The following is a 7,616-nucleotide window of genomic DNA, read 5'->3' on the forward strand; positions in this document are numbered from 1 at the left end:
ATTCAGTTCAGCTTCGCGTACTCCGCCTTGGCCTGCTGCAGGATGGGAATGTCGGGATCGGCCTCTTCCCAGAGCGCGAGGAAGTCCTGATACGCGCGGCGAGCGCCGACGGTGTCGCCGGCCTGCGTGCGCGCACGCGCCAGCCAGACGTAGCTGGTCGGCCCGATGGCCATATTGTGGGTGATGTGACGATGTTCGATGATCTTTTGAAACTCGACCGCGGCGACGCTACCCTGGCCAGCGCGTAGGGATGCACGCCCGCGGGTGTAACTGACATACAAATCAAACTGTCTCGGGGGAACAGGCAGGCCCTCCAGAAGTTCCATCGCCCGAGCCGCTCGTCCCCGCTCCATCTCGATAAGTGCGCGAACAGGTTTCCACGAGTCAATCCAATCCTTATTAGCCGGCCCTACCTTCTTAGCGGCGGAATCGAGCAGTGTTTCCGCCCCCGTGCTGTCGCCGATTTCCGGGTTGGCCAACACGGCAGCCGCCGAGGGCTGCACCGTATCTGGATCCAGCGTCAATGCCAACGCTGCGGCTGTCTCGCGGCGGGCGAGTGCCGCATTCCCCGCCCATACTTCGTAAGAGGCGGCAAACAGATGCCATTGTGCCGCACGTTCATTCGCACCGTTGCGTAGCGCAGAGTCCACCGCTCGTTTCGTGAACTGGCGGGCACTAGTGTACCGGCCGTAGTAGGCTTCTGTATTGGCCTGCTCCGCCAATAGCCAGTCCTCGGCACCGGGGGTCGCGATGGCCCAGTCCACTTGCTGCTTCATGCCTGTCGAGTCACCCTGGAGAAAGGCAAGCTCATAAGCGTCGTATCGGAGCAGCGGCCCGTCCAGCTTGCGTGCCAGGGCCTCGTTGAATATCGCTTTGGCTTCGCCCAACCGATTTGCGAGGGTGTAGTTATAGACGAGATTCACGTAGGCTGAATAGTAGTTGGGGTCAATGCGCAGGATTTCGCGCAGCTCGCTGATCGCTTTGTCGTACTGCTGCCGGTTGCTATAGATAAGGGCCGCTTTGGTGTGGGCACTCAGATCCCTCGGATAGTTCTGCGCCCATTGCGCATAAATTTGGAGAGCTCTGTCCATATCACCAATGACCACTGCGTAATAATCAGAGTCAATCATGAAACGCTCGCGGTCGCTGACGCGGTCACGGACGGCATAGGCTTTCTGCAAGGATTCGCGCTGCTGGGCTAGTTGCCGCCGGTTGAAGTAGGTCGCCGACAGGGATAGGTAAGCGCGGGCGAAGTTGGGGTCCAGCTCCACCGCGCGTTGATAATGGGCGAGAGGATCGCCGCCTTGCCGCCAGATACGTACGCCTTCATTCCACGCCTGCAGCGCTGGCAATGAAAAGGTAGTAGCTTGGTCCAACGGCTTGGCGATCTGCACCGAAGCCAGGGACTCGCCCAGCTTGTGGCGCAATCTGGCAACGGCGTCGCTTAAGGCGCGCAGGATATGCTCGCGACTGTCGGCCTCCGCCTGCACGCTGGCCAGCGAATCGCCGCTCTGGCAGTCTGAGGCCCGGAGCACGATCGCATAATGGCTGCCCAAGGCGGCAATCGAACCTGCCAGGGTCGCCTTACTGCCGTTGCGAATGCAAATCTCGCGGCCTAGTTCCTGCGTAATGCGCTCTCCGGCCGGCCGATTCATCATCTTCAGCGTGTCACCGATTTTCCGGTCGGAAAGCACGTTGAGAAACGGCGATTGCTCCAACTGGATGGCCAGCGCCGTCTTCAGGGTGTCGTCGAACACCGGGTCGCCGGTGGTGTTGACGAAATCAGTCAGCACGATCGTGTCGCGATCCGTCAGAGCCTGCATCCGCCGCGTACGCCAGAACAGTCCACCTGCGATCAGCACGGCCACCACCACGGCAGCAGCTACGGGAACAATCCAACGGCGGCGCGGCTCGGCAGCCCTTTCCTCGCCGTGCACGCTGATGGCCCCGCGCCCGGAGTCGGTGTCGCGCTTCAGGCGCTGCAAGTCGGCCCGTAGGTCGGCGGCGTGCTGGTAGCGCAGATTGCGGTCTTTCTCCAGGGCCTTGTTGATGATCTGCTCCAGTTCAACGGGCACGTTGTGGTTGAGCCGCACCGGCGCGACCGGCGGCTTGTGCAGGATGGCGTCGAAGATCGCGCCCGAGGTATCGCCGCGGAAGGGCAGGACGCCGGTTGCCATCTCGTAGAGCACCACACCCAAGGAAAAGAGGTCGGTGCGAGCGTCCAGTGGCTTCCCCAGCACTTGCTCGGGTGACATGTATGCCAGGGTGCCGACGGCGGTGCCTGGGCTGGTGAGGCGCTCTTCAGTGACGGTGGTCGCCGAATCCATACCTGCCGGGCTCTTCGCGATTACCTTCGCCAAACCGAAGTCGAGCAGCTTCACCTGCCCACGCTTCGTCAAGAAGATGTTTTCCGGCTTGATATCGCGATGCAGGATGCCTTCAGTGTGCGCGGCATCGAGCGCGTCGGCGATCTGCACTGCAAGGTCAAGCACCGTTTCGGCATCCATCGGCTGTCCGGCGACTATCCTCTGGTTCAGGCTTTCGCCATCGAGGAATTGCATGGCGATGAAAGGCTCGCCTTCGTATTCCCCGATTTCGTGCACCGTGCAGATGTTCGGGTGATCGAGGGCCGAGGCGGCACGCGCCTCCCGACGGAAGCGTTCCAAAGCCTCAGCATTGGGCACTAACTGTTCAGGAAGGAACTTCAGCGCAACGTGCCGTCCAAGGTCGAGGTCTTCCGCCTCATACACCACACCCATGCCGCCGCCGCCCAGCTTGCGCAGGATTTGGTAATGCGAGATGGTCTGGCCGATCACAAGGACGGGTCCTTCGCGCCGGATGATCCGCGATCTTAGTTGGCGCTAGCGGGCAGGTCAACGGGACGGACAGCCGATCCCGTCGAATGGGGAGTTTCTCTGATTTCTCTGATGCGCGAGGTGATGATCGGTGTCCGGATGCTTAAATTCCAAGTGCATGCTCTGGCCTATAATGAGGGCTGTGTGTCGACGATGAAACGCCACATCATCCACGCGCTGCAAAAATACCTGTTCAATCCTCCGGTGAAGTTCCTATTTGCGATCGGTATCGGGCGACCAGGCTATGCGCTGCTGGAAACTATGGGGCGCAAAACGGGCAAGCCGAGGCGTAATCCCGTGGGCGATGGGCTGGTGGGCTCGCAATTTTGGATTATTGCGGAGCATGGCGAGAACGCCGGATGGGTTCGGAATCTCATGAAACATCCCCAGGTCCGGCTGAAAATCCGCAGAGGATTGCGATCGTATTGGCATACCGGCACCGCAGTTATCCTGACGGAAGATGATCCACTCGCACGCCAACGCTGGCTCGCCCGTCAGCGTCCCGGAAGTTCGGCCAACGGACGGATCGTGCGGCTGTTCGGCACGAGTCTTCTGACCGTCCGCATCGACCTCAACGATCCGCAGGAACAAAAACCCTAACCTCACGAACTCGGAAGCCGCTCGACACTTTCAAACTCCACCGCAACACCAATCGGCCGGCTCTCATTCGCGGGTTCCACTCGCACCACACGCCCGCGGCAGAGAACATGCGCCGGAGCCTCGCCGACGAGTTCCTTCGGCAATTCCAACACGAGTTCGATCTCGCTGCCGATTTCGGGAGCCATCTCGCAATAGAAAAACGTCCCGCACGAACTGACGTCGCGCGTGACACCGGAGATAGCGTAGGCCCCGCCATTCTTCCAACTGCCGGAAACCGGCTCGGCCGCGGGAACCCGCTGCGCTTCGCGCTCCTTCTCCCACATGTCCGCCTCCCGCCACAACAAACGCTCATACACCAGCCGGGCAATTCAGATCGGGCCGTCAAAACAAAAACCCGGCAGCCACGCCGAGTTCTGTTATAACGCACAGCGCCAGCCTATTTGGCCGCTTCAGAGCTGTGTCCTGCTACCTGCTTCCAAGTACCGTTCTCGTTCACGAAGGTATCGGTGGACAGAACCGTACGGGCCACACGCTCGCCGTGGCGCATAGAATCGTAGGTGGTCGTGTACGTCGCGATGGCCGTGCTGCCGTAGACGCGCACGTTAAGATCCTTGATCGCTTCGCTCTTCGTGCTGTTTTTGTCGGTATCTTTCATGTCGCCGAGCAACGATTGTTTTGTGTCCCAGGTTCCGAAGCTGGTGCCGCCGGTCCAATTTTCGGCAAGATTCCTGTTGTAGAACGAAGAGTCTCCGGCTAAGTCGGCATTGACCGCGTCGTTCTCCATCTGGGTGATGGTCGCAACCGCGTTCTTAGCATCTGTGGGAGAATTCTTCGGGCTGGCAAACGCGAAAATGGAAGCGACTGCCAAAATCATAACTATCGCGAACGGTGCTGTTTTGTTGGACATGTAACTCCTGTTTTAAGGAAGGTAAGCGGGAGTACTTCAGAAAGGCTGACTTACTTCAGGCAGTTCTGACAGGGGACAGTTAGAAGCTCTCCACCATCAACTGTAGGCTTAAAGTAGCCGAGAGTCCATCTTAATCGCCGGGCCCTTACTCACAGCCGCCATCGCTCCGAAATTCGCCGAGCCAGCCTCTCCGGCCACTTAAGCGCTCGATGATTGCGATTGACAATGAAGAATAAGAGGCTAGCATCGTAGCTGAGCGAGCATCTCCTATTCACTCTTTCAGACTCTCTGGACTAAGTCAGATCCTCTGAAATTCCCTCTAATTCTTAGCAACTGTCTCAACCGAGGAGGTTGACCATGTTTACCCGTATTGTTTCCATGCAAGTGAAGCCGAGCGTACGCAGTGAGTTTATCGAGGTTTTTGAAAACCAGGTCATTCCAACCCTTCGTAAACAGCAGGGCTTTAAGGACGAGCTGTTATTTGTCAGTCCGAGCGGCCCCGAAGCGGTCGCAATCAGCCTGTGGGAATCGAAAGAGAACGCGGAATCGTACAACCGCGCGATGTACCCAGAAGTGCTGCAGACCCTGGCCAAGTTCGTGGAGCCGACACCTAAGGTCGTAACTTATGACCTCGCCTATTCAAGCTTTCACAAGATCGCATCTCGCATAGCAGCCTAATCGGGTGCTAAATCCCAGTCCGAGGGTGGAGGTTCACTCACTGCCCTCGGTCAACCTGGGACAGAGCGACCGTTTGTCTTAAGGCGAATTGACGCCGGATCAACTTCAGAATTTGACGCCCTGCACGACATCAGCAGGAGAAGGTAACAACAAGGAGTACTGCCGTGAACAAAGATACTGGTACGAAACGAGCGGGCGCCGTCCACGGTGTACCAGCCGGCCTGCCAGCCGAGATCGACGAAGCCATCCGTCGCCGCGCCTATGAGCTCTACGAGGCCCGCGGCTGGAGAGACGGCTACGAAGTTGAGGACTGGCTTCGCGCTGAGGGAGAGATCAACCAGCAGAAGCCCCGCACGATCGTCCCCTGACGGAAACAATAGAGCAAATCACAAGCAGAAGTGCTCTGACGGAGCGATACTTCTGGACTGGCTGGCGAAAGTCACCGCAGGGCGGCATTGTTTGGCTTGTCCGGCAGACATGCCGGCGTGACCTGGTAATCCAGGTATTCGATGGTCAAATCAGCGCGGCCCCCAAGCCGAACCGAGGTGAGGCTATGATTCAGGGCGGGGAGCCAGAAATTGTCAACCTTGATGTAGCGGTGTTCGATGCTCGTATTTTTCGTCCAAAAGGAAGGGTTCTTCGCCGGTTCTGCTTCAATCCGCACTACCGCAAAGTCTTTCGCATCCACCCAGATTCGTCCGGAATAGAGGAACTTGTCCTTTCGCCTGGGTTCGACAGCAAGGACGTACATTGAACCGTCCGAGGTGACTTCGTATCGCAGCAGTGTGAAAGCGTAGTTCTCTTCATCGAGCGCGTTGCGCCGCAGATTCTCCGCTTCCAGCGCCTCTTTTTCGCTTTGCAAAAGCTTCTTGAATACGCGGTCAATCAGCAGCTTGGAACCGGTTTCAGACTGGATTGTGAACTCTTTGGATGCGGGTGACTGGTACTTCACATCCACGACCATTTCGGCGTTACGAGTGCCGGGGAAGCCGTGGTATTCCAATCGGTAGATTCTCTTTCCCTGGTATGAACGCAGCGCCTGAGCACGTTCGGCGTTCCTGCGCACCAAGTTTTCTACCACTTGTTCAGAGCTCAGAGGAGCAGGAGCAGTCTTCTGCTGCGCGGTTGCCGGCAGTTTAAAACCCAGGCATGCCAGGAGCAGCAAGATCAAAACGGGACGTGCATGCGTCGCATTTTTCATCGATAACTCGTACGCATCCGCTGCTTGGTGTGCCATTCGCCGAACCGTGGTCTTAATCAACTACCTGCGGTAGCCTTGGGTCTGGCCAGCGTCGTACCCCCGAGCATAGCCCGCCTGGTACCCCTGCCGGAAAGAATTCTTGTACGCCGTCTGGCTGCCGTAGGAAGAGTTGTAGCCCTTGGTCCCAATTTGATACGTGCTGCTGTAGGTCGGGCGATTGCGGTGACCGTTATTGCGGTCCGCCTGTCCGTAACCCATGCCGGTCTGGAAACCATTGTTGTACGCCACGTTCGGCAGAATGTTGCCGCTCGGGCCATTGCCGTAAGTTCGGTTGCGGTAGGGTTCATTGCGTTGGCCGTCGCGGCCGTATTCGCCATTTCGGTCGGGGTAATGGCCATTCTGCCCTTGATACGTGCCGTTGCCCTGATAACCCTGGTCGTAGCCAGACTCATAGGCGCGGCGGTCCCGGTCATTGTCGAAACGCACATGGTATCGGCGGACGCGATTGTTGGCGCGGTCTTCCTGCCCGTGATTCCAGCCCTGCTGATAGCTTGAGCTGTTCGCGCTGTTGCCGTCACTGTCTTTAACTTGATCGCTCTTGTCGTGACCGCGGCCGTGCTCAAGCCCTTGCTCCGATTGCGCGGTGACGATCATGGGCGTAACCAGCACCGCCATTGTGAATGCCAGGGACAGAGCCCAGACTGCGCGACGCAGCTGCAATTTCATGAGAAGACTCCCATCTTCGTGCTGTTGGAGGACACATCTTTCAGTATCCACTCCGGCGCCCCTACAAAGCTGGTCAGAATTGAACGCATTGCAGGTTTCACACGATATTGCGCCAGTGTCGCTTATCGATTTCCCATTCAACGTCTCCCAGGTCAGCCCGGGAGTGCTGAGGATCGCGTGCGATGATTTCGCGCAACTCCTGAGCCAGGCTTTCCAGTTCAGCCAAGGATTTTTCTGCCAAGCCAATCATGTTCACAAACCGCCTGTTTAAGGATGGCATTTCCAAGGCAAGTGAACTGAGCAAAAGTGAACAGGTTGTTTGGAACGCCAAGCGCCGCGGCCGGCTGTGCAAGGCCGGCGTTAATCTCCCGCGATCGCCAGCAGCGCCGGTTCAGCCGGAGGCACTTGCAGGTGTGGCATCGGACGGGAAAACGCAGAACCTGTCGTCGAGCTCAGGCGTGGTAGCGCTTTCGGTTACCGACGCTGAGGCGTGTGGTGAGTTATAGGCAGCAGTTCACCGATCGTGGTTCCGATCACTTCGCCAGATACTACAAACTCGATGCGTCGATTCCGATATTCGCTGAAAGGACCGCAGAATCGGCTCCACCAGCAAATCGTACAGCAGGGTCCTAAATGGGTGTTCCATACC

At 58.0% G+C, this 7,616-nt stretch carries 9 protein-coding genes; 3 read left to right on the plus strand and 6 right to left on the minus strand.

All coding sequences use genetic code 11. The annotated features are described in order from the left end of the window. Nucleotides 1–2 precede the first annotated feature (2 nt). The gene (locus VFI82_03285; protein ID HET7183680.1) at nt 3–2,816 is read right to left on the minus strand and encodes a protein kinase; all 2,814 of its coding nucleotides are present in this window, start codon (nt 2,814–2,816) and stop codon (nt 3–5) included. Nucleotides 2,817–2,927: 111 nt separating this feature from the next. Between VFI82_03285 and VFI82_03290 the strand changes: the two genes are divergently transcribed. Then, nucleotides 2,928–3,455 (plus strand): nitroreductase/quinone reductase family protein, encoded by a 528-nt coding sequence (locus VFI82_03290; protein ID HET7183681.1) that lies wholly within the window; start codon nt 2,928–2,930, stop codon nt 3,453–3,455. A 2-nt stretch (nt 3,456–3,457) separates the two neighbouring features. Here the strand turns inward: VFI82_03290 and VFI82_03295 are convergent, their stop codons facing one another. After that, on the minus strand, nt 3,458–3,778 hold the full coding sequence (locus tag VFI82_03295; protein HET7183682.1) for a PilZ domain-containing protein: 321 nt from the start codon (nt 3,776–3,778) through the stop codon (nt 3,458–3,460). Nucleotides 3,779–3,891: 113 nt separating this feature from the next. Next, complete coding sequence (locus VFI82_03300) at nt 3,892–4,362, minus strand: nuclear transport factor 2 family protein (GenBank protein HET7183683.1); 471 nt, start codon at nt 4,360–4,362, stop codon at nt 3,892–3,894. A gap of 357 nt (nt 4,363–4,719) precedes the next feature. Here VFI82_03300 and VFI82_03305 point away from each other — a divergent pair, with 357 nt between their 5' ends. Together VFI82_03305 and VFI82_03310 are read left to right on the plus strand one after the other, a co-directional pair. Further along, nucleotides 4,720–5,040 (plus strand): antibiotic biosynthesis monooxygenase, encoded by a 321-nt coding sequence (locus tag VFI82_03305; protein HET7183684.1) that lies wholly within the window; start codon nt 4,720–4,722, stop codon nt 5,038–5,040. A gap of 164 nt (nt 5,041–5,204) precedes the next feature. Beyond that, on the plus strand, nt 5,205–5,408 hold the full coding sequence (locus tag VFI82_03310; GenBank protein HET7183685.1) for a DUF2934 domain-containing protein: 204 nt from the start codon (nt 5,205–5,207) through the stop codon (nt 5,406–5,408). Between the two features lie 71 nt (nt 5,409–5,479). Here the strand turns inward: VFI82_03310 and VFI82_03315 are convergent, their stop codons facing one another. The 3 genes from VFI82_03315 to VFI82_03325 all read right to left on the minus strand — a co-directional run bounded on the left by VFI82_03315 (nt 5,480) and on the right by VFI82_03325 (nt 7,193). Further along, nucleotides 5,480–6,301 (minus strand): hypothetical protein, encoded by an 822-nt coding sequence (locus VFI82_03315; GenBank protein HET7183686.1) that lies wholly within the window; start codon nt 6,299–6,301, stop codon nt 5,480–5,482. Further along, a complete protein-coding gene (locus VFI82_03320; GenBank protein HET7183687.1) occupies nt 6,302–6,967 on the minus strand; it encodes a hypothetical protein in 666 nt (221 codons plus the stop codon). A 97-nt stretch (nt 6,968–7,064) separates the two neighbouring features. Then, nucleotides 7,065–7,193, minus strand: coding sequence for a hypothetical protein (locus VFI82_03325; protein HET7183688.1), 129 nt, complete (start codon nt 7,191–7,193; stop codon nt 7,065–7,067). Between the last annotated feature and the right edge of the window lie 423 nt (nt 7,194–7,616).

The organism is Terriglobales bacterium (genome assembly GCA_035691485.1).
In the GTDB taxonomy this organism is placed as follows: Bacteria; Acidobacteriota; Terriglobia; order Terriglobales; family Acidobacteriaceae; genus JAIQGF01.